This is a genomic window from uncultured Duncaniella sp. (assembly GCF_910578445.1).
Lineage (GTDB): Bacteria > Bacteroidota > Bacteroidia > Bacteroidales > Muribaculaceae > Duncaniella.
On record NZ_CAJTQC010000070.1, the window covers coordinates 1 to 812 of the forward strand.

The window sequence follows — 812 nt, forward strand, 5'->3', positions numbered from 1 at the left end:
GTTATCTGAGCATGAATTTGAACCAGACCCGCTTCTCGCTCCAATATGCAACAACTGCAATTTATGTGCCGATGTCTGTCCGATTAACGCTCTGTCTGAATCAGAACTAAAGCAACTTGATTGCTGGAACCATGCATTTGGCGATGACGAGGAACAAAAAACATGGAAAATATCTTGCCATAAATGTAGAGACATCTGTCCTTATAACCTCGGGAGCAAAAACAAACTCTAATAATTCTTACGATGCCATACATATCAATCGAAAGCGGACGGTTGACTGCTGAACAGAAGAAAGAGCTGATTGAACGGCTGACAGAAACAGCCTCCGAGATAACACATATCCCGGAGCAGTTCTTTACGGTTACAATTAAGGAGTTGCCAGATGAAAACTTCGGTATCGTCGGCAAGTCAATCGATGAGATAAAACGCAAATACAACAGATGAAAGTAATCGGAACTAACGGAAGCTCACGCAAGGACGGCAACACGGTCATCTATGCTCAATAAAGAGATGGTTGTCGTTGGCTCGGCCTATTGGAATATAGTTTACGGTAAGAATATCGGAGATGTTCTCAATGATGAGGAAGGCATGGCAAATATGCGTAACCTCGGCGAAAATATGGCATGGCTTATCAAACAGTTAAAGGATTAAACTATGGACAAGAATAAAATTTATCCACGTTCCAATGATAATCAGACAGTGTATCTGAAATCAGTTGTCACACGCCCTACAATCGAGGTCGGAGACTTCACCATCTACAATGATTTTGTGAATGACCCGCGAGACTTCGAGAAGAACAACGTGCTCTATCA

3 protein-coding genes and 1 pseudogene are annotated in these 812 nt (G+C 42.2%); all 4 read left to right on the plus strand.

Annotated features, from left to right (window positions below; translation table 11 throughout):
* The coding region (locus QZ311_RS12335; RefSeq protein WP_297068520.1) for a 4Fe-4S double cluster binding domain-containing protein at window positions 1–232 on the plus strand (232 nt) is incomplete at its 5' end.
* Window positions 233–243: 11 nt separating this feature from the next.
* A complete protein-coding gene (gene dmpI / locus QZ311_RS12340; RefSeq protein ID WP_121700123.1) occupies window positions 244–444 on the plus strand; it encodes a 4-oxalocrotonate tautomerase DmpI in 201 nt (66 codons plus the stop codon).
* Between the two features lie 51 nt (window positions 445–495).
* Complete coding sequence (locus tag QZ311_RS12345; protein WP_297068524.1) at window positions 496–651, plus strand: hypothetical protein; 156 nt, start codon at window positions 496–498, stop codon at window positions 649–651.
* 3 nt (window positions 652–654) lie between these two features.
* Window positions 655–812: pseudogene (locus QZ311_RS12350) on the plus strand (acetyltransferase); the annotation flags it as partial.

Coding starts and splice junctions, on each gene's coding strand:
- dmpI (WP_121700123.1), top strand. CDS start 244: ATGCCATACATATCAATCGAAAGCGGACGGTTGACTGCTGAACAGAAG.
- QZ311_RS12345 (WP_297068524.1), top strand. CDS start 496: ATGCTCAATAAAGAGATGGTTGTCGTTGGCTCGGCCTATTGGAATATA.